The organism is Paenacidovorax caeni, assembly GCF_001298675.1.
In the GTDB taxonomy this organism is placed as follows: Bacteria; Pseudomonadota; Gammaproteobacteria; order Burkholderiales; family Burkholderiaceae_C; genus Paenacidovorax; species Paenacidovorax caeni.
Genome location: NZ_CYIG01000009.1, coordinates 18,535 through 41,972, shown reverse-complemented (window position 1 = coordinate 41,972; position 23,438 = coordinate 18,535). Strand labels below are relative to the sequence as shown.

Annotated in this window: 20 protein-coding genes and 1 pseudogene; 7 read left to right on the top strand and 14 right to left on the bottom strand. The window is 67.7% G+C overall.

Features of this window, described 5'->3' with window-relative positions; genetic code table 11:
- The first annotated feature begins 25 nt into the window (after nucleotides 1-25).
- Nucleotides 26-1,501, top strand: coding sequence for an IMP dehydrogenase (gene guaB / locus BN2503_RS06050; RefSeq protein ID WP_054255750.1), 1,476 nt, complete (start codon nucleotides 26-28; stop codon nucleotides 1,499-1,501).
- 74 nt (nucleotides 1,502-1,575) lie between these two features.
- Nucleotides 1,576-3,192 (top strand): glutamine-hydrolyzing GMP synthase, encoded by a 1,617-nt coding sequence (gene guaA, locus BN2503_RS06045; protein ID WP_054255749.1) that lies wholly within the window; start codon nucleotides 1,576-1,578, stop codon nucleotides 3,190-3,192.
- A 182-nt stretch (nucleotides 3,193-3,374) separates the two neighbouring features.
- Here the strand turns inward: guaA and BN2503_RS06040 are convergent, their stop codons facing one another.
- From BN2503_RS06040 to dnaG, 6 genes are all read right to left on the bottom strand, one after another.
- The gene (locus BN2503_RS06040) at nucleotides 3,375-4,319 is read right to left on the bottom strand and encodes a ketopantoate reductase family protein (protein WP_054255748.1); all 945 of its coding nucleotides are present in this window, start codon (nucleotides 4,317-4,319) and stop codon (nucleotides 3,375-3,377) included.
- The gene (locus tag BN2503_RS06035) at nucleotides 4,316-4,930 is read right to left on the bottom strand and encodes a GNAT family N-acetyltransferase (RefSeq protein ID WP_054255747.1); all 615 of its coding nucleotides are present in this window, start codon (nucleotides 4,928-4,930) and stop codon (nucleotides 4,316-4,318) included. The genes BN2503_RS06040 and BN2503_RS06035 overlap by 4 nt, the downstream gene beginning before the upstream one ends.
- A gap of 123 nt (nucleotides 4,931-5,053) precedes the next feature.
- Nucleotides 5,054-5,359, bottom strand: a complete 306-nt coding sequence (locus BN2503_RS06030) for an MliC family protein (protein ID WP_054255746.1) — start codon at nucleotides 5,357-5,359, stop codon at nucleotides 5,054-5,056.
- Nucleotides 5,356-5,535, bottom strand: a complete 180-nt coding sequence (locus BN2503_RS21325) for a DUF1010 domain-containing protein (RefSeq protein ID WP_139235338.1) — start codon at nucleotides 5,533-5,535, stop codon at nucleotides 5,356-5,358. The genes BN2503_RS06030 and BN2503_RS21325 overlap by 4 nt, the downstream gene beginning before the upstream one ends.
- Nucleotides 5,536-5,619: 84 nt before the next feature.
- Nucleotides 5,620-8,007 (bottom strand): RNA polymerase sigma factor RpoD, encoded by a 2,388-nt coding sequence (gene rpoD, locus BN2503_RS06025; RefSeq protein ID WP_054255745.1) that lies wholly within the window; start codon nucleotides 8,005-8,007, stop codon nucleotides 5,620-5,622.
- A 279-nt stretch (nucleotides 8,008-8,286) separates the two neighbouring features.
- The gene (dnaG, locus tag BN2503_RS06020; RefSeq protein ID WP_054255744.1) at nucleotides 8,287-10,212 is read right to left on the bottom strand and encodes a DNA primase; all 1,926 of its coding nucleotides are present in this window, start codon (nucleotides 10,210-10,212) and stop codon (nucleotides 8,287-8,289) included.
- A 116-nt stretch (nucleotides 10,213-10,328) separates the two neighbouring features.
- On the opposite strand from dnaG, the gene BN2503_RS06015 reads away from it, so the two are divergent.
- Complete coding sequence (locus BN2503_RS06015; RefSeq protein ID WP_054255743.1) at nucleotides 10,329-11,975, top strand: acyl-CoA synthetase; 1,647 nt, start codon at nucleotides 10,329-10,331, stop codon at nucleotides 11,973-11,975.
- Between the two features lie 169 nt (nucleotides 11,976-12,144).
- On the opposite strand, the gene BN2503_RS06010 is transcribed toward BN2503_RS06015, so the two are convergent.
- From BN2503_RS06010 to BN2503_RS05985, 6 genes are all read right to left on the bottom strand, one after another.
- Entirely contained in the window at nucleotides 12,145-13,143 is a 999-nt protein-coding gene (locus BN2503_RS06010; protein ID WP_054255742.1) for a P1 family peptidase, read from the bottom strand.
- A 36-nt stretch (nucleotides 13,144-13,179) separates the two neighbouring features.
- Nucleotides 13,180-13,668, bottom strand: coding sequence for a DUF411 domain-containing protein (locus BN2503_RS06005; protein WP_411914286.1), 489 nt, complete (start codon nucleotides 13,666-13,668; stop codon nucleotides 13,180-13,182).
- 11 nt (nucleotides 13,669-13,679) lie between these two features.
- Nucleotides 13,680-14,195 (bottom strand): cupredoxin domain-containing protein, encoded by a 516-nt coding sequence (locus tag BN2503_RS06000; protein ID WP_054255740.1) that lies wholly within the window; start codon nucleotides 14,193-14,195, stop codon nucleotides 13,680-13,682.
- A gap of 85 nt (nucleotides 14,196-14,280) precedes the next feature.
- On the bottom strand, nucleotides 14,281-14,625 hold the full coding sequence (locus BN2503_RS05995; protein WP_054255739.1) for a hypothetical protein: 345 nt from the start codon (nucleotides 14,623-14,625) through the stop codon (nucleotides 14,281-14,283).
- 212 nt (nucleotides 14,626-14,837) lie between these two features.
- Nucleotides 14,838-15,470: a YitT family protein gene (locus BN2503_RS05990; protein WP_054255808.1), complete on the bottom strand. Its 633-nt coding sequence runs from the start codon at nucleotides 15,468-15,470 to the stop codon at nucleotides 14,838-14,840.
- Nucleotides 15,471-15,603: 133 nt separating this feature from the next.
- Nucleotides 15,604-17,628: a heavy metal translocating P-type ATPase gene (locus BN2503_RS05985; RefSeq protein ID WP_054255738.1), complete on the bottom strand. Its 2,025-nt coding sequence runs from the start codon at nucleotides 17,626-17,628 to the stop codon at nucleotides 15,604-15,606.
- 40 nt (nucleotides 17,629-17,668) lie between these two features.
- Between BN2503_RS05985 and BN2503_RS05980 the strand changes: the two genes are divergently transcribed.
- The 4 genes and pseudogenes from BN2503_RS05980 (at nucleotide 17,669) to BN2503_RS05965 (ending at nucleotide 20,653) form a co-directional block, all read left to right on the top strand.
- Complete coding sequence (locus BN2503_RS05980; protein ID WP_054255737.1) at nucleotides 17,669-18,127, top strand: MerR family transcriptional regulator; 459 nt, start codon at nucleotides 17,669-17,671, stop codon at nucleotides 18,125-18,127.
- Nucleotides 18,128-18,217: 90 nt separating this feature from the next.
- Nucleotides 18,218-19,008: pseudogene (locus tag BN2503_RS05975) on the top strand (MlaE family ABC transporter permease).
- Nucleotides 19,005-19,985 carry an MlaD family protein gene (locus BN2503_RS05970; protein ID WP_054255736.1) on the top strand — a complete coding sequence of 327 codons (981 nt, stop codon included), beginning with the start codon at nucleotides 19,005-19,007 and terminating at the stop codon, nucleotides 19,983-19,985. Before BN2503_RS05975 ends, BN2503_RS05970 begins: the two are co-directional and overlap by 4 nt.
- Entirely contained in the window at nucleotides 19,982-20,653 is a 672-nt protein-coding gene (locus tag BN2503_RS05965; RefSeq protein ID WP_139235337.1) for a hypothetical protein, read from the top strand. The genes BN2503_RS05970 and BN2503_RS05965 overlap by 4 nt, the downstream gene beginning before the upstream one ends.
- A gap of 69 nt (nucleotides 20,654-20,722) precedes the next feature.
- Here BN2503_RS05965 and BN2503_RS05960 read toward each other — a convergent pair whose 3' ends face one another.
- Nucleotides 20,723-22,201, bottom strand: a complete 1,479-nt coding sequence (locus tag BN2503_RS05960; RefSeq protein ID WP_054255735.1) for a Ppx/GppA phosphatase family protein — start codon at nucleotides 22,199-22,201, stop codon at nucleotides 20,723-20,725.
- A 77-nt stretch (nucleotides 22,202-22,278) separates the two neighbouring features.
- The gene (locus BN2503_RS05955) at nucleotides 22,279-23,433 is read right to left on the bottom strand and encodes an ABC transporter substrate-binding protein (RefSeq protein WP_054255734.1); all 1,155 of its coding nucleotides are present in this window, start codon (nucleotides 23,431-23,433) and stop codon (nucleotides 22,279-22,281) included.
- Nucleotides 23,434-23,438: the final 5 nt, after the last annotated feature.

Genomic DNA, 23,438 nt, shown 5'->3' with positions numbered 1-23,438 from the left:
CAATCCGTTTTTTGGAGCAAAGTTCATGCGCCTTCTTGGAAAAGCGCTCACCTTCGACGACGTGTTGCTGGTGCCTGCGTACTCCCAGGTCCTGCCGAAGGACACCTCTCTCGCTACGCGTTTCACGCGCAACATCACCCTCAATCTCCCCCTTGTGTCCGCTGCTATGGACACCGTCACCGAAGCGCGGCTGGCTATCGCGATCGCGCAAGAGGGCGGCATTGGGGTGATCCACAAAAATATGACGGCCGAGCAGCAAGCGGCGGAAGTGGCGAAGGTCAAGCGCCACGAGTCGGGAGTGGTGAATGACCCTGTGGTCATCACGCCTGAGCACACCGTATTGCAGGTTCTCGAGCTGTCCGAAAATCTCGGTATTTCGGGCTTTCCGGTGTGTGATGCGGGGAAGGTCGTTGGCATCGTTACCAGCCGTGATGTGCGGTTTGAAACGCGCTACGACGTCAAGGTCGGCCAGATCATGACGCCACGCGAGAAACTCATCACCGTGAACGAGAAAGACGGTACGACCCCCGCCCAGGCCAAGGCACTGCTGAACAAGCACAAGCTGGAGCGCTTGCTGGTGGTCAACGATGCGTTTGAGCTCAAGGGCCTCATCACCGTCAAAGACATCAACAAGCAGACCACGTTCCCCAACGCAGCCCGCGATGTGGAAGGCCGCCTGCGTGTGGCCGCTGCCGTGGGCGTCGGTGTGGGTACGGAAGAGCGTGTCGCAGCCTTGGTCAAGGCCGGGGTCGACGCCATCGTCGTTGACACTGCCCATGGCCACAGCAAGGGCGTGATCGACCGTGTGCGCTGGGTCAAGCAGAACTACCCGCAGGTCGATGTCATCGGCGGCAACATCGCCACCGGCGCGGCTGCGCTGGCACTGGTGGAGGCGGGCGCTGACGCGGTCAAGGTAGGCATTGGGCCTGGGTCGATCTGTACCACGCGCATTGTTGCCGGTGTGGGTGTTCCGCAGATCATGGCCATCGACAGCGTCGCCACGGCGCTCAAGGGCACAGGGGTACCCCTGATCGCTGATGGTGGTATTCGCTACTCCGGTGATATTGCCAAGGCCATCGCCGCCGGGGCATCGACCATCATGATGGGTGGTATGTTCGCCGGCACCGAAGAGGCGCCTGGCGAGGTCATCCTGTACCAGGGACGCAGCTACAAAAGCTATCGTGGCATGGGCTCCATCGGTGCCATGCAGCAAGGTAGCGCGGATCGCTACTTCCAGGAGTCCAGCACGGGCAACCCGCATGCTGACAAGTTGGTGCCAGAAGGTATCGAAGGCCGTGTGCCCTACAAGGGCTCGATGGTTTCCATCGTGTTCCAGATGGCCGGTGGCGTGCGCGCCGCCATGGGCTACTGCGGCTGCGCCACCATCGCCGAGATGAACGACAAGGCGGAGTTCGTGGAGATCACGGCGGCAGGCATCCGTGAAAGCCACGTCCATGACGTGCAGATCACCAAGGAAGCCCCCAACTACCGAGCCGACTGACGTTGCTCGCATCGCAGGCCCGAACCCGCTGTCAGGCGTTCGGGCCTTTGTCATTTCTTCCTGTCGCCACTTCCATGCAACACGACAAGATCCTCATCCTCGACTTTGGCTCCCAGGTTACCCAACTTATCGCACGGCGCGTGCGTGAGACCCATGTGTATTGCGAGGTTCATCCTTGCGACGTGAGCAGCGAGTGGGTGCGTGCTTTCGCCGCAGACGGCAAGCTCAAGGGCGTGATTTTGTCGGGCAGCCATGCCAGCGTGTACGAGGTGGATGACCGCGCGCCCGATGCGGTGTTTGAACTCGGCATTCCAGTGCTGGGCATTTGCTACGGCATGCAGACCATGGCCACGCAACTCGGTGGCAAGGTCGAGGGCTCCAATAGCCGCGAATTTGGCTATGCCGAAGTGCGCGCCCATGGCCACACCGCATTGCTGCAGGGCATCGAGGACTTCGCCACGGCGGAAGGCCATGGCATGCTCAAGGTTTGGATGAGCCATGGCGACAAGGTCACGGCGCTGCCCCCAGGCTTCAAGGTCATGGCGTCCACGCCATCTTGTCCCATTGCCGGTATGGCCGACGAATCGCGCCATTTCTACGCGGTGCAGTTCCACCCCGAAGTCACCCACACCGTGCAGGGCGCAGCCATCCTGGGCCGCTTCGTCCGTGAGATCTGCGGCGCAAATGCCGACTGGATCATGGGTGACTACATCGAGGAGGCGGTCGCCAGAATCCGTGAGCAGGTGGGTGACGAAGAAGTGATCCTGGGGCTGTCGGGCGGTGTGGACTCGTCGGTGGCCGCCGCACTGATCCATCGCGCTATCGGTGACCAGCTGACCTGTGTGTTTGTCGACCACGGCCTGCTACGCCTACACGAGGGCGACATGGTCATGGACATGTTCGAAGGCAAGCTGCACGCCAAGGTGGTTCGCGTCGATGCGTCTGAGCTGTTTTTGCGCGAACTCGCAGGTGTCTCCGAGCCCGAGCAGAAGCGCAAGATCATCGGCCGCCTGTTTGTTGACGTATTCAAGGCAGAGGCAGCGAAGCTCAAGGCCAGCGGCCAGGGCCACAAGGGCGCGACCTTCCTGGCGCAAGGCACCATCTACCCCGACGTGATCGAGTCCGGCGGCGCTAAGAGCAAGAAGGCCGTCACCATCAAGAGCCACCACAACGTGGGCGGGCTGCCGGAGCAACTCGGCCTCAAACTGCTGGAGCCGCTGCGCGACCTGTTCAAAGACGAGGTGCGCGAGCTCGGCGTGGCCCTGGGCCTGCCGCGCGAGATGGTCTACCGCCATCCGTTCCCCGGCCCGGGCCTGGGCGTGCGCATTTTGGGCGAGGTAAAGAAAGAATACGCCGACCTGCTGCGCCGCGCCGACGCCATCTTCATCGAAGAGCTGCGCAACTTCACGGACGAAGCCACGGGCAAGACCTGGTATGACCTCACCAGCCAGGCCTTCACCGTGTTCCTGCCGGTCAAGAGCGTGGGCGTGATGGGCGATGGACGCACCTACGACTACGTGGTGGCGCTGCGCGCCGTGCAGACCAGCGACTTCATGACCGCTGACTGGGCGGAGCTGCCCTACGCGCTGTTGAAGAAGGTCTCGAGCCGCATCATCAATGAGGTGCGTGGCATTAACCGTGTGACCTACGACGTATCGAGCAAGCCGCCAGCCACTATTGAGTGGGAGTGATACAGCGGCTGTCAGCGGCGATGCGCCTGCAGCGTGCGCAGATCGCCCAGGCGTAATGCAACTGGTGAATGGGGGCGCGTCGATTCGTGGCGGCCTGTTGCTTTCCGCTGTAACCAAGGAGTGCCGCCCTGGGGGCTAAGGCACTCCTTTTTTTATAGCTTCTTGCGCTTGATTAGCAAGGGCTAGAGCCCATTTTTGGCCATTAACTTTGCCTCCAGCATGCGCACCAGCACCAGCATTGCGCGGTTGACCGGTGTGGGCACGCCCAGCGCTGCGCCCCGCTGCACCACGTAGCCGTTGAGGTGCGCGATCTCAGTGGGGTGGCCGCGCGCCAGGTCCTGCGCAGTGGAAGATTGCTGGCCGGCCATGGTCCGCGCGATGTCTTGCACGGCGGCGCGGATACCGTCTGGTAGTTGAATGTTGTCGGCCCGCGCCACAGCCAGGCACTCGGTCACCAGATCGTCGATGACTGCACAGGCGCCTTCCTGCGCCACCAGCCAGCCGTATGGCTGCTGCACGATGGCGGAGAGCGCGTTGTAGGCGCAGTTGATGACCAGCTTGGCCCACAGTGCACCGCACACGTTGTCTGATACCTCGGTGGGGATGCCTGCTTGCGCCAGCGCCTGGGCTAAGTGCGCACTGGCGGGGGACGGGCCCACCACCAGCTCACCGCGCCCGAAGTGCCGCACGTGCCCCGGCCCTGCCATGGCCGTGGCCACGTACACCACGGCAGCGATCACCGGGTGGCTGGGGCCGAGTACGGCGCGCACGCGCGCGTCATTGTCCACGCCGTTCTGCAGCGTCAGCACCAGTGCGCCGGGGGCAAGATGGGGCTGCATTTGCTGCGCGGCCGCTTCCGTATCGGTGGATTTGACGCACAGCAGCACCACGTCGGCGCCCTGCACGGCGCTCGCGTCGGTGCTGGCTTGCAGCGGCACGTGCGTGTCCTGCGTGGCGGTTTGCAGGCGCAAACCGTGGGGCGTGATGGCCTGCACATGTGTCGGCCGTGCCACCAGTCGCACCGTGTGGCCCGCCTGTGCCAGCAGCGCCCCGAAGTAGCAGCCCACGGCCCCGGCACCCATGATGGCGAACGACAGACGGGGGGCGAGAGCGGTAGTGGGCGTCATGGCAAATCCTGGGGCCGGGGAAGGGCGATGTGGGCGTGATGGTCGCACAGTGCGTCCGGTGCGCGCAGCGCCTGCACGCCGCCGCGCCGCAGCCGATACAGTGCGTGCGGGCGCAAGGGACTCTCTGACTCTAGCAGCGGGTGCAGGAAGGTGCCTGCCGCCTGCATGCCCAGGCGTTCCATGACCGCGCGGGAGCGGTGGTTGCCAACCGTGGTGAATGCGACGATTTCCTCCAGCCCCAGTGTCTCGAAGCCAAAGCGCAATGCTCGCGCAGCAGCTTCCGAGGCCAGCCCCTGGCCCCAGTAGGCGTGGGCAAGGCGCCAAGCCACCTCGACGCAGGGCGCAAAGGGCAGCAGGGGCGAAGGCACATGCAGCCCGACGAAGCCAATGAAGGAGCCACTCGCTTTGTTCTCTACCGCCCAGGGGCCCCAGCCGTGTTCGCGAACCAGGGCATCGCAACGATCCGCCAAGGCATCACTCTGCGGCTTGGTGAGGGGCGCCGGGAAGAAGGCCATCACGCGTGGATCGGCGTTCAGGGCCGCGAAAGGCACGCGGTCTGCCGCCGTCCATGGACGAAGGCGTAGCCGGGGTGTTTCGAGCACGCTGTTCATTCTGCGCGGTTCCCCATAAAAGGACCTGGAGACGTTCGTTGATGGAGCACGGCATCGCGGGCCAAGTGAGCGCGCACCGGGCGGTGAAGGCGGCGAGAGGTGACGCGGCGTGGCTTTTTTTGTTTACCGGGCTTTGCATTCGATCGGTGCCATGCGTCCGATTTCGACGCTGAGGTCGTCGCCCTTGCCGCGAATGGTGGTGGGGCCGTTGCTGTAAATGAAGCCAGAGCCACTGGGCTGCTGCTGGAGTTCCATGCGCTCACTGTGGCGCATCAAAACGGCGGTGCCGTGGGCGGGTGAAAAGCGGACGGAAATCGATTCGCCCTGGGAACAGGTAAAGGCCACATCAAGGTCGGCGGACGCAGGTGGGGCGGCGCTGCAGGCGCACAGCAGGGTCGCGGCAAGCAATGTGGGAGCCGATGCTTTCATGGAATTTTCCCTGTTGAAAAGGGCCGGCCAGGCGCGGCAGGTAATACGACCGTGATGCCACGAGGCGGCCCGATGCTGCAAGAATGATAGCTGGCAGCGCTTGCTGTACAAGCGCTGGTGCCGAAAAAGTCTTGAAACTCGCATGGTGCATGCGGGACAGCCCTTGTTACACCCAATCGGTTGCACGAAGCGGTGGGCGCAAAAAAAGCCCGGCCCCACGCGTGCGCGGGGCCGGGCTTGTGGTGGCGGGCAGGCCGCGCTTACAGCGAGTCGATGAAGCTGCGCAGCTTGTCACTGCGGCTCGGGTGCTTCAACTTGCGCAGTGCCTTGGCTTCGATCTGGCGGATGCGCTCGCGCGTCACGTCGAACTGCTTGCCCACTTCTTCCAGCGTGTGGTCGGTGGACATTTCGATACCGAAGCGCATGCGCAGCACCTTGGCTTCACGCGGTGTCAGGCCGTCGAGGATGTCCTTCACCACGTCGCGCAGGCCGGCCTGCATGGCCGCATCGATCGGCGCGGTGTTGGCCGAGTCTTCGATGAAGTCGCCCAGGTGGCTGTCGTCGTCGTCGCCGATGGGGGTCTCCATCGAGATCGGCTCCTTGGCGATCTTCATGATCTTGCGGATCTTGTCCTCGGGAATCTCCATCTTCGCCGCCAGGATGGACGCATCAGGCTCAAAGCCAAACTCCTGCAAGTGCTGGCGGCTGATGCGGTTCATCTTGTTGATGGTCTCGATCATGTGCACCGGGATGCGGATGGTGCGCGCCTGGTCGGCGATCGAGCGCGTGATGGCCTGGCGGATCCACCACGTAGCGTAGGTCGAGAACTTGTAGCCGCGGCGGTATTCGAACTTGTCCACGGCCTTCATCAGGCCGATGTTGCCTTCCTGGATCAGGTCGAGGAACTGCAGGCCACGGTTCGTGTACTTCTTGGCGATGGAGATCACGAGGCGCAGGTTGGCTTCGATCATCTCCTTCTTGGCATCGCGCGACGCCATTTCGCCGGCGTTCATGCGCTTGTTGATGTCCTTGAGCTCGGACAGCGGCACCACCACGCGGGTCTGCAGGTCGATCAGCTTTTGCTGCAGTTCCTGCACGGGCGGGATGTTGCGCTGCAGCACGGCGCTCCAGGGCTTGCCGGCACTGGCTTGCTGCTCCACCCATTGCAGGTTCAACAGGTTGGGCGGGAAGTCCTTGACGAAGGTGTCCTGCGGCATGCCGCACTTGTCCACGATGATGCGGCGCAGCTCGCGTTCCTTCTTGCGCACGTCATCCACCTGGGCGCGCACCATGTCACACAGCTTCTCGATGGTCTTGGCCGTGAAGCGGATGGTCATCAGCTCGGCCGATATGGCGTGCTGGATCTTCATGTACGCCGGGCCGCCGTAGCCGTCCTTGTCGTACACCTTGTGCATCTTTTCGAAGTGCTCGCGCAGCTTGTCGAAGCGGCGCAGGGCCTCGTTCTTCAGCTCCTCGAGCTTCTTGGTCAGTGCTTTGGAGCCACCCTTGCCGTCGTCGTCGTCGGCTTCGTCGTATTCGTCGAAGTCCTCTTCGGCCACATAGTCGTCGTTTTCGTCCGCGTCAACGAAGCCATCGACCACGGTCGAGATGACCACTTTGCCCTCGCGAATTTCCTCGGCCATGTTGAGGATCTCGGCGATGGTGGCCGGCGAGGCGCTGATGGCTTCCATCATGTCCTGCAGGCCACCCTCGATGCGCTTGGCGATCTCGATTTCGCCTTCACGCGTGAGCAGCTCCACCGTGCCCATTTCGCGCATGTACATGCGCACGGGGTCCGTGGTACGGCCGAACTCGGAATCGACGGTGGACAGCGCTGCCTCGGCTTCTTCCTCGGCTTCTTCGACGGTGGTGGCCGTCGGCGTGACGTTGTTCTGGAACAGCGTTTCCGCATCGGGCGTCTGCTCGTACACGGCCACGCCCATGTCGTTGAGCATGGCGACCACGACTTCCATGGTCTCGGCGTCCACCAGCTTATCGGGCAGGTGGTCCGAAATCTCCACCCGTGTCAGGTAGCCGCGGGTCTTGCCCAGCGTGATGAGCTTTTTGAGTAGCGAGCGGCGTTTGGCCAGGTCTTCCTCAGAGAGAACGGTCTCGTCCAGGCCGAACTCCTTCATCAAGGCGCGTTCCTTGGCCTTGCTGATCTTCATGCGCAGGGGTTTGACCTTCTCGGTGGCGACATCGGCCACCGGCGCTTCCTCGACTTCACCTTCCAGCTCGGCTTCGATGTCCGACAGGTCCGCGTCGTCGCCCATGCCTTCGCTTTCTTCCTTGGCCTTGGGCTTGCGTCCACGCTTGGCCGGAGCTTTGGCGGCGGCCTTGGGCTTGGCGTCCGTGTCGTCGGCGCCTGCGGCCTTGGCGGGGCGGCCGGCCTTTTTCTTGGCGGGCTCGGCCGCAGTGGCGGCATCGGCGTCCGCGGTGGCCTTGGGCTTGCGCGCGGGCTTCTTCTTCTCTTGCGCTTCGGCGTTTTTCAACAATTCATCGGCGGCTTCTTTGAGCAGCTGGGCTTTGCTTTTGGGTGTGGACACGGTGGACGCTTTCGTTGCGGCTTTGGCGGCCGGGAGGGAAACGGTTTTTTCACCGGCAACTGCGGCAGGCTTGGCAGACTTCGCGGGCTTTTGCACGGGCATGGACAACCTCAGCGTCAAAAAGGGACACACAAAGAAAACGCAAGCGCCATGGAAGCCGGCGCATGGAGCACACACAGCCTGGGCCGTGTGGAGGGGAACCCTCGGGGCAAGATGTATGGGCGAACATTTGGTGTGCAGTCCTTGCGGTAGTGTGGGCCGTGCACTTGCTGCAATGGGCGTGGAATTCACGCTGGCCCGGTCCGGAGGTGCTGCTGTCGCTCTTGCCAGTCAACCTTGGATTATATCGGTTTCAAAAGTTCCAAAAGAAAAACGGAAAAGTCAAGAGGCTTTGCGCGCCAGCGCTTCCAGCTCCAGGCGCTGTGCCTGAAGGGCGCGCAGACGCTGTGCCGCCGTGGGGTCGGTACGCAGGGCGGCCACAGCCTCGGTTTCCTGCTGCTTGATCCGGTCCATGCGCATGCGGTTGAGCACGCCGCGCAGCTCGCGCCGGATTTCCTGGAGATCCCCCTCGGGCTGGGCGTGCGGGCCGCTCATCAGTTGCACGGCCAGGCTTTCGCAGCCTTGGCCGCGCAGGCTTTCGCGCAGCACGGCCCAGGGCTGGGGGCCGTGCTCGTGCCATTCCTGCTCCAGCCAGGCGAATAGCGGGCCGTGCGGGGCGGGCTGGGCGCTTAGCGCGTCGTGGTCGTCATGGGTCAGCTCTTCGAGAAACGCCATGTGCGACAGCAGCAGCCGCGCGGCCTGGTCGGCGCGGCTCACGGGTGAGGGGCGCGGCCCCTGGTAGGGCGGGGCCCAGGCTTTGGCGCCGCGGTTTTTCCAAGTGCCCCGGCTGCCCTGGCTGGGCCCCCCGGCGGTGCGCGGGGGGAAGTTGCCAGCGAAAGCGGGCGGTGCGCCGTGCTCCCAGGGGGCGGGTTCGTGTCCAGGGGCAGGCGTGCGCGTGGGGGTAGGCGGCGCGCTGTGACTCCACAGGTCGGCCAGGTCGCGGGCGTCGAGCTGCGCCAACTGTGCCAGCTCGGCGAGCAGTTGGCGCTTGAGTGCACCGTCAGGCAGCGCGGCCCACAGCGCGCGGGCGTTGGTGGCCATGTGGGCGCGCCCCTCGGCCAGGCCCAGGTCGCAGCCTTCGCTGGCGGCTTCGACCAGGAATCGGCTCAGCGGCATGGCATCGCCCACATGGCGCGCAAACGCCTCGGGGCCATGGGCGCGGATGAAACTGTCAGGGTCGTGTTCTGGCGGCAGGAACAAGAACTTGATGGCGCGCGTATCGCTGGCGTAGGGCAGGGCGCCGTCCAGCGCCTTGCGCGCGGCGCGCCGCCCCGCCGCGTCGCCGTCGAAGCTGAAGACGACCTGGTCGGTGAAACGGAACAGCTTGTGCACGTGCTCGCTGGTGCAGGCCGTGCCCAGCGTGGCCACGGCGTTGCCAAAGCCGAGCTGTGCCAGGGCCACCACGTCCATGTAGCCTTCGGTCACCAGGGCGTAGCCAGCCTCGCGGATGGCGGTGCGCGCCTCGAACAGGCCGTACAGTTCGCGGCCCTTGTGGAACACCGGCGTTTCGGGGGAGTTGAGGTACTTGGGTTTTTCGTCGCCCAGCACGCGCCCGCCAAAGCCGATGCACTCGCCCTTGACGTTGCGGATGGGAAACATGATGCGATCACGGAAGCGGTCGTAGCGCTTGCCATCCTCCTCGCCCACGATCACCAGGCCCGATTCGTGCAGCAGCGGGCTGTCGTATTCGGGGAAGACGCTGGCCAGGTTGCGCCAGCCCTCTGGCGCGTAGCCCAGGCCATAGCGTTTGGCGATTTGCCCGGAGACGCCCCGGCCCTTCAGGTACGCCACCGCACGGGGCGACGCCTTGAGCTGCTTGCGCCAGGATTCGCCGGCTTTTTCCAGCACATCGGTCAGTGTGGCCTGCTTCTGGCGCGCGGCGGCAGCGCGCTCGCGCTCCTGGGGTGAGGCGTCGTCTTGCGGCACGGCCAGGCCGACGCTCTGCGCCAGATCCTGCACCGCTTCGACGAAACCCATGCCCGCGTGGTCCATCAGAAAACCGATGGCGTTGCCGTTTTTGCCGCAGCCGAAGCAGTGGTAGAACTGCTTGGAGGGGCTAACGCTGAAAGACGGCGACTTCTCCCCGTGAAAGGGACACAGCCCCATGAAGTTGGCCCCGCCTTTCTTGAGCTGCACGTAGCGTCCCACGACATCGACCACGTCGACGCGGGACAGCAACTCCTGGATGAAAGATTGGGGAATCGACACAGTCGTGATTGTCCGCGCAAACCGATTCGCGTTTACCCCTATTGCTTTCAGCTCGCTGTCAGCCAGCGTTGCTGTAATAGAAGGATTTTGTTTTCAATAAACCAAGGAAACCTGCCGTGACCAGCATGTACGACCAGCATCTGCCCCGCAACGAAGCCAACCACGCGCCGCTCTCGCCGCTGGCGTTCATCGAGCGCACGGCCGAGGTCTACCCCGACCGCCTGGCCATCGTGCATGGCGAGCTGCGCCAGACCTGGGGCGAGACCTACAAGCGCTGCCGCCAGCTTGCCAGCAGCCTGCGCCGCGCCGGCATCGGCAAGAACGACACCGTGGCCGTGATGCTGCCCAATACCCCGCCGATGGTGGAAGCGCACTTCGGCGTGCCCATGGCGGGCGCGGTGCTCAACACGCTGAACACCCGCCTTGATCCCGAAACCATCGCCTTCATGCTCGACCATGGCGAGGCCAAGGCGCTGATCGTCGACCCCGAATTCAGCGCCGTGGTGGCCAAGGCGCTGCCGCTGCGCAAGAACCCGGCGCCGCTCGCCCTCATTGAGGTCGAGGACGCACTCTACGGCGCCCCCGCGCAAAGCCTGGGCGGCACGCGCTACGAGGACTTCGTGGCTGCCGGCGACCCGGCCTTCGCCTGGGAGCTGCCCGGCGACGAATGGGACGCCATCGCCCTGAACTACACCAGCGGCACCACCGGCAACCCCAAGGGCGTGGTCTACCACCACCGCGGCGCCGCCATCAATGCCATCAGCAACGTGCTGGAGTGGGACATGCCCAAGCACGCCGTTTACCTGTGGACGCTGCCCATGTTCCACTGCAACGGTTGGTGCTTCCCCTGGACCGTCGCGGCGCGCGCTGGCGTCAACGTGTGCCTGCGCCGCGTTGATGCGCAGGCCATCTTCGACGCCATCCGCAACCACGGCGTTACGCACTACTGCGGCGCCCCTATCGTCCAGGGACTGCTGGTGAATGCGCCTGCTGCCATGAAGGAGGGCGTGCCCGCTGGCGTCAAGGCCATGGTCGCGGGTGCCGCACCCCCGGCTTCGATGATTGAGGGCATGGAGCAGATGGGGTTCGACCTGACCCACGTCTACGGGCTGACTGAGGTCTACGGCCCCGCCACCGTGTGCGCCAAGCACGACGCCTGGAACAGCCTCGACATCGGCGAGCGCGCGCGCCTGAACGCCCGCCAGGGCGTGCGCTACCACCTGCAGCGCGCCGCCATGGTGTGTGACCCCGAGACCATGCAGCCCGTGCCGCACGACGGCGAGACCATGGGCGAGATCATGTTCCGCGGCAACATCGCCATGAAGGGCTACCTGAAGAACCCGCAGGCCACCGAGGAAGCGTTCCGCGGCGGCTGGTTCCACAGCGGCGACCTGGCCGTGCAGTACCCCGACGGCTACATCAAGATCAAGGACCGCAGCAAGGACATCATCATCTCGGGCGGCGAGAACATCTCCTCCATTGAAGTGGAAGACGTGCTCTACCGCCACCCCGACGTGCTGGCTGTGGCCGTGGTGGCCAAGCCCGACCCGAAGTGGGGCGAAACCCCCTGCGCCTTCGTCGAGCTCAAGGCGGGCGCGCTGACCACGGTGGACGATATCGTGCAGCACTGCAAGAAGCACCTGGCGGGCTTCAAGGTGCCGCGTGCCGTGGTGTTTGGCGAACTGCCGAAGACCAGCACCGGCAAGATCCAGAAGTTCGAGCTGCGCCGCAAGGCCGGATCGGCCACCGCGATCAACGTGTAAGCAAGGTGCACTGGGGCGCCTCGGCGCTCCTGGTTTGATAGCTGCTAGCGCTGGCGTTTCCTGACGTTCAGGTGCTTTCGCCTTGAAACTTAGGCGTGGCGAGCGCTAGCTACTCTATTTTTGATAGCAAAAACGGTGCCGCATGCCCCATCTGCGCGTGCTGCAGGGCTTAGCCTGCGTACCCGGGTAGGTGCAGTCCTTCGGCCGTAGTGATGCTGCGCGCCGCCAGCGCAGCACGCACCGTGGCGCGGGCCACGGCTTCGGCCGCCATGGTGGCCAGCACCACCAGGTCGGGCGTACGCCCTGCGGCGCCGGTGGCCAGGGCGAACAGGGTGTCGCCGTCCATCTGCGTGTGCACCGGGTTGATGGCGCGCGCCAGTCCGTCGTGTCCCACTACGGCAAGGCGCTGCGCCTGCGGCTTGGTCAGCACGGCGTCGGTGGCGATGACGCCGATGGTGGTGTTGCTGCCACCCAGCAGCGCGCCGGGCAGTTCGCCGCGCAGCAGGGCGCGGCGCATGTCGCGCAGCTGCGTGCCATCTTCCGTGCGTGCGCCGGCCAGCGGGCGGCCGGTGTCGGGGTCCACGACGTCGCCCACGGCGTTGCAGGCGACGAGCGCGCCCACGGTGATGCCGTCCACACGCAGCGAGGCGGTGCCGATGCCGCTCTTCATCGCGTATTGCATGCCGAACAGCTTGCCCACCGTGGCGCCGGTGCCCGCGCCCACGCAGCCCTCGGCCGGGTGCGTGCGCGTGGCGGCGGCGCAGGCGGCGTAGCCTGCTGCGGCGTCCGGGCGCACGCGTGCGTCGCCCACATGCAGGTCGAACAGCACCGCGGCGGGCACCAGGGGCAGGCGGCCCACACCGATGTCGAAGCCCACGCCTTGCTCCTCCAGCCAGCGCGCGGCGCCGCTGGCGGCGTCCAGTCCCCAGGCACTGCCACCCGAAAGCATGACGGCATGCACGCGCTCGACGAAGTTCGACGGGTGCAGCAGCTCGGTCTCGCGCGTGCCGGGCGCCGCGCCGCGCACGTCGACGCCGCCCACGGCGCCGTCGCGCGCAATGACGACGCTGCAGCCCGTGGGGCGGCGGGTTTCGGTGTAGTGGCCAACTTCGATGCCGGCCACGTCGGTGATGGCGCCTTGCGCGCCTTGGAGGCTGGGGTGGGTCATGGGCGGATTATGGGTGTGTGCCGCCGCTGGCCCGCCTCACCGGTAACTGGTGAAAACGCGCGTGGACACGTCGCTGTTCATCACGTTGCGGGTGACCAGCAGCACGTCATAGGGGTCTTTGCGGCCGTTGTAGGCCGGGCCATCCATACCGGGGCTGCCCACGGGCATGCCGGGCACGGCCAGGCCCAGGGCCTTCGGTTTCTCGGCCAGCAGCTTTTTCACATCGGCGGCTGGCACATGGCCTTCGATCAGGTAACCGCCGGCCAGTGCCGTGTGGCATGAGCCCAGGCGTGCGGGCAGGCCCAGGCGCGCGCGCACCGCGGTGTTGCCGCTTTCGTGCACGGTCACGCGAAAGCCTTCTGCTTGCATGTGCGCGATCCAGTCGGCGCAGCAGCCGCACTGCGGGTCTTTCCAGACCTCGACGGCGGTGTCGGCGCGCGCGGCCCACAGGGTGGGAGCGGCCAGCGCGGCGCAGGCAGCGGCGAGCCACTGGCGGCGGCGCAGGGGAGGGTGCATGGCGGTCATGGGTGTTCCTTTCATGGCTTGACGGTGATGGTGCCCTTCATGCCGGCCTCGAAGTGCCCGGCCACCAGGCAGGCAAAGTCGAATTCCCCGGCACGGTTGAACTGCCACACCAGTTCGCCCTTCTGTCCCGGCGCTACGTGCGCCATGTGCGGCGCGTCGTGGTCCATGCCGGGGTGCTGCTGCATCATCTGGGCGTGCTCGGACAGCGAGCCGGGCGTGCCCAGCACGATCTCGTGCATCACCTGGCCCTGGTTCAGCACGCGCAGCCGCACGGTTTCGCCACGCTTTACGGTGATGTGGCTGGGGGCAAAGCGCATGTCGTCCCCCATGCGCAGCGTGATGGTGCGCTGCACTTTGCGCGCGTCCCCCGCGATGCCAAAGGGCGTTTGCTCGGTTGGCGCCGCAGTGGCGGCGTGGCCGTGCTGGGCATGGGCATGGACGTCGGGGTGCGCCGCACCTTCATGGGAAAAAACGGTGCCAGCGCTTGCCAGTAAAGCGCTGGCAGCTATGAATTTGATAGTTTTCATGGGAAGAATACGAAAAGTCTGACGGCACGCAGCCGCCCAGCGGGCTGGCTGCATGGTACGCAAGGGGGCCTGTGGAGCGTGCGGCTCAGGCGATGGGGGGCTTGAACGCGGGCGCCAGCGGCGCACTGGCAAAGGCCGCACCGGGCCAGGCGCGCGGCGCGGCGGCGGCCACGGGGCTGGCTTGCGCTGCCAGGGCGGGCAGCAGCGCCGTGTGGCAGATGTCGCAGGCCGCGCAGGGTGCGGCGGCGGGGTCGTCCTGGGGCGTGCTGGCGCCGTCGTGGCAGTGGGCGGCGTGCCCGTCCGCATTGGCGGTGTGCAGCATGGGGGCGGGCGCGGGCGGCGGCACGTTCTCCATGGCCATGGCACTGCCCAGCAGGCCGCGCAGGGCCAGCAGCAGTGCCATGAGGAGAACGAGCAGGCCGCGGGGCATGTCAGGGCAGAGACGGCAGCGTGGCACGAAGTTCCCGCGGCGCCAATTCAGTTTTCCATGGCGCTGCGCGCCACCCGCAGCGCACGAAACCGGCGCGGCCCCAGCGTGGGCAGCCGCGCAAGGGCCGCCCCGCCGCGCTGGCTGCGTCCCCCTCCCACGCGAAGCGTGAGAGAGGGGGAAGGCGCCGCAGGCGACTCAGGGGGTGTTTCACTTCATGCCGCCAAGTAGCGCCCCGGGCGGTGGTTCATGGCCAGCACCAGGTTCAGCGCCACTGCACCAGCCACCGACCACAGCACACGCTGCGGTTCCACGGTGACCAGCGCCGCCAGCACGATGCAGCAGTCCACGGCCATTTGCACCTTGCCCGCGCGCCAGCCGCAGCGGTCCTGCAGGTACAGCGCCAGGATGCCGACACCGCCCAGGCTGCAGCGATGGCGGAACAGCACCAGGAAGCCGATGCCCATGATGAGCCCGCCGGTGATGGCGGCATACGCGGGGTGCAGCTGGCTGATCTGCAGGAACTGGCTTTGCAGCCCCACCAGCGCCGAGAGCAGCGCCACGGCCGTGAAAGTCTTGAGCGTGAAGCCCGTGCCCAGCTTGCGCAGCGCCAGCCAGTAGAAGGGCAGGTTGAGCACGAAGAACAGCTTGCCGAAGCCGATGCCCGTGGCGTAGTGCAGCACAAAGGCCAGCCCGGTCATGCCCCCCGTCAGCAGCCCCGCGCTGGCAATGAAGGCTACGCCCACCGACACCAGGGTCACGCCGGTGAGGATGGCCATTGCATCCTCGGTGCGGGAGTGGGGCTGGACGGCGGGGAGCGCGGCGGGCTGGGCGGTGGTGCTGGTCATGGCGCGGGGGGCAAAATCGGCGCGCATTACACCACCGCTCCCCGCGGTGCGTCAATTTACTGCGTTCAATGGCTTTTACATTGCATGAAAAGTGCGCAATTTTGCGTTTGAAGCAAATTTTGTGTTGTGCATTTCAGATTCCCTTCCACCAACGCAGCCGCATGCCGTTTGCCACCACCAGCAGGCTCACGCCCATGTCGGCTGCCACCGCCATCCACATGCTGGCCTGGCCCGTGAGCGCCAGGGCGAAGAACACGGCCTTGACGCCGAGCGCCAGCGCGATGTTCTGCCACAGCACGGCATGCGCTTGGCGCGACAGGCGCAGCGTGCCAGGGATGCGGCGCAGGTCGTCGTTCATCAGCACCACAGCGGCTGTTTCCATGGCCATGCCGGTGCTGTGCGCGCCACCCATGGCGAAGCCCACGTCGGCGCGCGCCAGCGCCGGGGCGTCGTTGATACCGTCGCCCGCCATGCCGGTGGGGCCGTGCTCGCGCTGCAGCGCGCCCAGGGCATCCAGCTTGTCCTGCGGCAGCAGGCCGCCGCGCGCGTCGGCGATGCCGGCCTCGGCCGCCACGGCGGCCACGGTGGCGGCGTTGTCACCACTCAGCACCACGGGCCGAACGCCCAGGGCCTGTAGCTGTGCCATGGCCTCGCCGGCGTGGGTGCGCAGCGGGTCGGCCACGGCAAAGAGGGCCAGCACGGTGCTGTCGCTGGCCAGCAGGGTAACGCTGCGGCCTTGCTGCTCGTGGGCCCGCAGCTGGGCTTCGAGCGCGGGGGTGAGCAACTGCATCTCGCGCACCAGGCGCAGGTTGCCCAGTACATGGCGCTGGCCGTCCATGCGCCCTTCCACGCCACGCCCAGGCAGGGCGCGCAGGTCCTGCACGGTGTTGGTGGGCGGCGCCTCGGCGGCCAGGCCTTGGGCAATGGCGCGCGACACCGGGTGGTCCGAGCGGCTGGCAAGCTGCCAGGCCAGGGCGGCCGCGTGGGCGGGTGCGGCGCTGCCCACGGCCTCCCAGGCCACCAGGGTCGGGTTGCCGGTGGTCAGCGTGCCGGTCTTGTCCAGGGCGATGACGCGCAGGCCGCGCGCCGCCTCTAGGGCGCTGCCGCCCTTGATGAGCACGCCGCGCTGCGCCGCCGCCGTGAGCGCGCTGACCACGGTGACGGGGGTGGAGATCACCAGCGCGCACGGGCAGGCAATCACCAGCAGCGCCAGCGCCTGGTAGGCCGCCTGGGCCCAGCTCCAGCCCAGCACGGCGGGTGCCAGCAATGCCAGCAGCACCGCCAGCACGAAGACGATGGGTGTGTAAACGGCGGCGAAGCGGTCCACGAAGCGCTGCGTGGGCGCGCGCGAGGCCTGGGCCTGCTCCACCGCATGCACGATGCGCGCCAGCAGCGTGCCGCTGGCCGGGGCCGTGACCTGCATGAACAGCTCGCCGTGCTGGTTCACGCTGCCGGCGTACAGCGCGTCGCCGGGGGTCTTGTCGGCGAGCTGGCTCTCGCCCGTGATGGGGGCCTGGTTCACGGCGCTCTCGCCGCGCGTGACGGTGCCGTCCAGCGGCACGCGCGCGCCCGGGGCGATGCGCAGCGTGGCGCCCAGCGGTACCTGGGCGGCGTTCTGGCGCGCTGTGCTGCCGTCGGGCTGCAGCACCTCGGCGGTCTCGGGTGCCAGGTCGAGCAGGCTGCGGATGGCGTGGCGCGCGCGCTCCATGGCGCCGTCCTCGATGCGCTCGGCCGCCACGTACAGCGCCATCACCATGGCCGCCTCGGGCCACTGGCCGATCAGGAAGGCGCCGGTCACGGCCACGGCCATCAGCGCGTGGATGCCCAGGCGCAGCCGTGCCAGATCCTTCAAGCCCGCGCGGTACACGCCCAGGCCCGCCAGGGCGATGGCCGCCACGGCCAGCAACATGCCTGGCACGTCGTACTGCGCCCAGTGCGCGGCCTCGGCGCCCGCGGCAAAGAGCAGGGCCGCAGCGATGCGCGGCCAGCCGGGCAGGGCGCCGTGGCCGTGCGGGTCGCTGCTGCAGCCGCAGCAGGCGCTGGCACCCGGCGCGGGGCTGCAGGCGCTTGCGGCGGGCGCCGCTGCGCCTTGCGCGTGGCTGCCGTGGTCATGCCCATGGTCATGGGCGGGATGGGAGGAGGGCTTCGCTTGGTTCATGCCATGATTGGAAAGCTGAAAGTTACTTCAAGGTCAAGCCATGTCAGACACGCTGCACTGCCGCATCGGCGAGGCCGCCAGGCGCTCGGGCGTTTCGGCGGCCAATATCCGCTACTACGAGAAGGAGGGCCTGCTGGCGCCGCAGGGCCGCAGTGACAACAGCTACCGCTTTTACAGCGAAGCCGACCTGCACCGGCTGCGCTTCATCCGCCTGTGCCGTGCCATGGACATGTCGCTGGACGAGGTGCGCACGCTGCTGGCGCTCGACGGCGCCTGCCTGGCCGACGGCCATGTGGCCTGTGCCACGCTGGACGAGCACCTGGCGCACGTGCGCACGCGCCTGGACGAGCTGCGTGCGCTGGAACAGGAGCTGAGCCTGCTGCGCAGCCGCTGCGACGGCGTGCAGGCGCAGTGCCAGGTGATCGACGCGCTGCACGCGCGCGCCGAGGCGCAGGACTGGGCGCCGCTGCGCAACGCGCCCGCGCACCGCCACGTGTAGCCATCGGCATGACTACTGAATTGATAGCTGCTAGCGCTTGCTGGTATTGCCCTGGAGGCATTTTTTGCCCTTAACCCCTATGATGGCCGCATGAGCACCCTGCACCCCCTGGAGGACGGCCCCGCCCGCCTGTGGCGCCTGGCGCAGCGCCGCGCGCTGGGCTGGGCGCGCATCGTCTACCTGGGGCGGTGGTGCTGGTGCTGCTGCTCTCGCCCTCCACCTACCGCGGTGCGGCGCGCACGCGCCTGGCGCACCACATGGTGCGCGCCACGCTGCCGGTGCTGCCGGGCTTCACGGCGCTGGCGGCGCTGGTCAGCCTGTCGATTACGCGCATCGTCGTCGTCACGGCGCAAAGCTATGGCCTGTCGCGCTACGCGCTGGAGATGGTGGTGCGCGTGCTGGTGCTGGAGCTGATACCGCTCACCGCCGCGCTGTTCGTGGCGCTGCGCTGCAGCATCCCGCAAGGGCTGGAGCTGGCACGGCTGCGCGCCGCCGGCCACCTGGACCGGCTGCGCCGCCAGGGCGCCGACCCGGTGCGCATGGAGCTGCTGCCGCGCGTGCTGGCCGGCGCCTACGCGGGCATTACGCTGGCGGCGCTGTCGTGCGTGGTGGCGCTGGCCATGGCCTACCTGGGCGTGTACGGCGCCAGCCTGGCCGGGCTGCCCGGCTATACGCGCATGTTTGGCCAGGTGTTCACGCCTGCGTTCACGCTGGTGTTCGTGCTCAAGACGCTGTTTTCCAGCCTGGCCGTGGCGCTCATTCCCACTGCCTCGGCCCTGCACCCCGGGCCAGGCATGACGGAGCTGGGCGGCCTGGCGCGCATGTTTGCGCTGCTGCTGCTGATCGAACTCGTCTCGCTCATGGGGAACTACTACGGATGACCGACCCTTCCACCGACGGCCTTGAAAGCATCCAGCGGCCCGTGACGCACCTGCGCGCCAAGGCCGCCGCGCTGCTGTTGTTCACACTGGCGCTGATCGCCGGCTCGGCCTTGTACCTGCTGCATGCGCGCGGCGTGTTCGAGCCCACGCAGCAACTGGTGCTGGTGGCCGACGACTCCGAGGGCGTGGCTGTGGGCATGGACATGACGTTCTCCGGCTTTCCCATTGGCCGCGTGCGCCATATCGGCCTGGCGCCGGACGGCAACGTGCACATCACCGTGGACGTGGCGCAGCGTGATGCCCACTGGCTGCGCACCTCCAGCGTGTTCACGCTGGTGCGCGGCCTGGTGGGCGGCACCGCCATCAAGGCCTACAGCGGCATCTTGACCGACCCACCGCTGCCCGATGGCGCCATGCGCCCGGTGCTGCGCGGGGACGCCACGGCCGAAATCCCCCAGCTCATGGCCACGGCGCGCGAGCTGCTGGGCAACCTGCGCGCGCTCACCGCGCAGGATTCGGCCCTGGCCGCCACCGCCGCCAATGCCCAGGCGCTCACCGAGCGCCTGCAGGGCCCCGGCGGGGCGCTGGGCCTGCTCATGGGCAACGAGCGCGACGCGCGCAAGGTGCTGGCCACGCTGGAGCGCACCAACGCGCTGCTGGTGCGCCTGGACGGCATGGCCGCCAAGGCCGACACCCAGGTGTTTGGCGCGCAGGGCCTGCTGCCCGAGGCGCAGGCGGCCGTGGCGCAACTGGGCGGCCTGCTGCAGGACACGCGTGCCAGCCTGCGCAAGGTCGATGCCGTGCTGGCCGAAGCCCAGGCCGTGGGCGCCAACGTGCGCGCCGCCAGCACCGACCTGGGCGCGCTGCGCGCCGAGGTCGAGGCCAACCTGCGCAAGATCGATACGTTGCTGAACCAGGTGAACCGCACCTGGCCCTTCGCCCGCGACCCCAAGGATTTGGAGCTGACCCTGCCATGACCCTGCGTGCCGCCCCCTGGCTCCCCCTCATGCTGTACGCGGCGCTGGCGGCCTGCGCCGGCCGCCCGCCCGTGCCGGACTGGCAAGGCAGCGCCCAGGGCGCCGCGCAGCGTGCCACCGCTGCCTACCTGGCGGGCGAGGACCGCGTGGCCCAGGCCGAGTGGGTGCGCGCCCGCGCCGAGGTGGCGCGCACTGGGCGCCCGGACCTGCTGGCGCGCCTGGCGCTGATGGACTGCGCTGCCCAGGTGGCCAGCCTGGCCCTGCAGCCCCCGGTGTGCGAGCGTTTCGAATCCCTGCGTGCTGACGCGCTGGCGCCCGAGCGTGCCTACGCAGCCTACTTGGCTGGGCAGGCCAGCGCGCAGGACGCGGCCCTGCTGCCCGAGGCGCACCGCCAGGCGCTCGCCGCCACGGGCGACACCAGCGCCGCGCTGGCGGCCATGGCCGACCCGCTGGCCCGCCTGGTGGCGGCGGGTGCCTTGCTGCAGGCCGGTCGCGCCAGCCCGGCGGTGATGGCGCTGGCCACCGACACCGCCTCTGCGCAGGGCTGGCGCCGGCCACTGCTGGCTTGGCTGCTGGCGCGTGCACAACGCGCCGAACAGGCGGGGAACGTGGAGGAGGCCGCAGCGCTGCGGCGGCGCGTGGCAGTGGTCGAGTCCGGGGGGCGGTAAGCCCTATTTCAAAAAAGATAGCTGCTTGCGCTTGCTGGCCAAGTGCTGGAGGCCGATTGCTCTCTAAAATCAACCCAGCTCCAGCACCAGTTCCCACGGCGTGCGCAGCCAGTCCTGCGCCTCCTCGCGCAGCAGGTGGGCCGACTGGGGGTACAGCGCAGCCCAGCCCGTGCGGCTGCGCAGCACGAAGCGCGCGCCCTTGCGTTCCAGGCGGATGCCGTCCATGTCCGGGTCGCGCCGGGCGTGGCACAGCGCCACGGCCAGGCGCAGGCAGGCCAGTTGCAGCGTGAACTGGGCGTCGCTCCAGTCGAGTTCCAGCTTGCGCAGCTTGCCCCGGTGGGCGCGCACCAGCAGGCCCAGGTGGTGCAGTTCGGGTTGGGCGAAGCCGGCGGCATCGGTGTTGTCCAGGATGTAGGCGCCGTGCCGGTGGTAGCCGCTGTGGGCAATGCGGCAGCCAATCTCGTGCAGGCGCGCGGCCCAGTCGAGCTTGCGCGCGGCGCGCTCGCTGTCTTTCGTCGCCACCTGGCCGAACAGCGTGCCAGCGACCTGTGCCACGCGCTGGGCGTGCGGGGTGTCCACGGCAAAGCGCTGCATCAGGCCGGCCACGGTGCTGGTGCGCAGATCGGTCTCGGGCCACTCGCGGCTGAGCAGGTCGTACAGCGCGCCCTGGCGCAGCGCGCCTTGCGCCACCTGCATGCGCTCGATGCCCAGCAGGCTGAACACGGCGCGCAGCACGCTCAGGCCGCCGCCGATCACCGGGCGCCGGTCTTCCTTCAGCCCGTCCAGCCGGACGCGGCTGGCATGGCCCGCGCGCAGCAGCTTGGCCAGCAGCCAGTCCAGCGCCTCACGTGTGATGTCGCCCGGTGGGTGGCCGGCCATGGCCAGAATCTCGCCCACCGCGCCGATGGTGCCCGAGGAGCCGTAGGCCACGTCCCACGCGTCGGGTTGGAACACCTGCAGCGTTTCGTCCAGCATCGCCTTGGCGGCGGTTTCGGCGGCCTCGAAGGCGGCGGCGGTGAAGTTGCCGTCGGCAAAGTAGCGCGTGGACCAGGCCACGCTGCCCATGCGCAGCGAGGTCACGGCCTGGGCCTGGTAGCGCTGGCCCAGGATGAGTTCAGTGGAGCGCCCGCCAATGTCAACAACCAGGCGCCGTTCGTCCGACTGCGGTAGCAGGCGCGATACGCCCTGGTAAATCAGGCGCGCTTCCTCAGGGCCCGAGACCACGTCGATGGGGTAGCCCAGGATGGCGTTGCCGCGCTCGATAAAGACCTCGCGGTTGTGCGCCTCGCGCAAGGTCTGGGTGGCCACGGCGCGCACGTGGGTGCGCTCGAAGCCTGCCAGGCGCTCTGCGAAGCGCGCCAGGCAGTCCCAGCCGCGCTGCATGGCGTCCAGGCTCAGGTTGCGCTCTTCGTCCAGGCCACCGCCCTGGCGTACGGTTTCCTTGAGGTATTCGACGCGCTGGATGTGGCCATGCTCGAAGCGGCCGATTTCGAGGCGAAAGCTGTTGGAGCCGAGGTCCACGGCGGCGAGAAGTGTTCCGTCTTGCATGGTGCTGCGCTGGGCGCGCTGGAAAAAATGCGGCGCAGCATAGCACCGCGAGGGCGCACGAACGCTTACCGCATGCCTCATCCGACGATGCGCCCGTCGGCGGTCAGCATGCTCTGCGTGACGTAGGCATGGGTGCGCTTGCGGCCATCGAAGGCGAGGGCAAAGCCGCCCAGGTTCAGATCCTGGCGGCGGCGGAAGGCGGCGAGCACCGAGGCACGCGTCAGCGGCCCGTTCACGCTCTGCAGCACTTCGGCGGTGTAGCGCGCGGCAATGAAGCCGGCCAGCCCCTGGGGCGAGGGCGGTTCGTCGTACAGCCGGGCCATGGCTTCGCGGTAGCTGCGCACGATGGGCAGCGACGCCGTCACCAGCGGCACGGATTGCGTGGCGATGACCGAGACGTTGCGCTTGGCCGCGCCCATCTGTGCCAGCACCTGCAGGTTCACGTCGGCCAGGGCCACGATGTAGCACTGACGGCCCGGCTGCAGTTTGAGGCGGCGCATGAAGCCGTGCAGCTCCGGCGTGCCGCCCACGAACAGCACGATGAGTTGCGCGGGCGAAGCCAGTTGCTGGTCAGCCTGCGCGCTGCTACCGGGCAGGGGCAGGTCCTGCATGCGCAACTGCAGCGTTTGGGCCGCCTGCCGCACCCGGGCCTGGGACTGCTGGCGTACGGCGGCCGTGGAGTAAACCACGCCCAGCTCCTGCACGCCCATGGAGGCCAGGGTCTTGAGCGCGTGGGCGATCTGCGCCTGGTAGTCGGGAAAGATGCCGAAGACCAGGTCGCTGGCGTTGGCGCCCTCCTGGCTGTGCATCCAGGGCGCAGCGTGCGCCAGCGGCTGGGCGGGCGGGGCCTGCTCCTGCAGCGCGGCCAGCGCGCCCGCGGCGCCATCGCCCACGCAGCCCGACAGCGCGATGCACGCCGGGTTGCCCGCGACGCCGCGCCACGCCGCCTGCAGCGCCGCGCCGGTGCCCTGCACCTCGATGGCCAGGTGCTGCACCGGGCGGCCTTGCACGCCACCGCGCGCGTTCAGATCCTGCCAGGCAGCGCGTGAGCCGATGAGAAAGTCCCGGCTCACGTCCTGCTGGCCCGGCGCCATGTCGGCCAATTGCGCCACCACCAGCGGGCGCTCGGTGTCCTTGGCACTGGCTTGTGCGAAAGCGCTGGCGTGCGGTGCCAGGCTGGCGGCGGCACACAGCTGTAGCCAGCGGCGGCGGTGCAGGGGGGGCTGGTTCATGGCGG